Raw genomic sequence first — 360 nt, 5'->3', positions numbered from 1 at the left:
TCCAGAACATGGGCGACGGCACCTACGCCCACTCGGGCAGCCTGGCGATCCGCTACGCCGCCTCGACCGATGTGAACATCACCTTCAAGCTGCTGGTCAATGCCCACACCTCGATGACCGGCGGCCAAGCCATCCAGGGCGCCCACCCGGTGGCGAAGATGGTCTCCGACCTGCTCGCCAACGGGGTGCGCCGGATCATCGTCACCACCGACGATCCGGGCAAGTACACCGGCGTGCGCCTGGACGGGCACACCGAGGTGTGGCACCGCGACCGCCTCGACGAGGCGCAGAAGGAGCTCGCCGCCACGCCCGGCACCACGGTGCTGCTGCACGACCAGGAGTGCGCCGCCGAGCTGCGCC

General features: G+C 69.7%; 1 pseudogene. It reads left to right on the top strand.

The annotated features are described in order from the left end of the window. A pseudogene (locus GQB03_RS22735) lies at window positions 1-360 on the top strand (indolepyruvate ferredoxin oxidoreductase family protein); the annotation flags it as partial.

This window comes from Cognatazoarcus halotolerans (assembly GCF_009800965.1).
GTDB classification, from domain to species: Bacteria; Pseudomonadota; Gammaproteobacteria; order Burkholderiales; family Rhodocyclaceae; genus Cognatazoarcus; species Cognatazoarcus halotolerans.
This window is presented reverse-complemented; position numbering and strand designations above follow the sequence as displayed.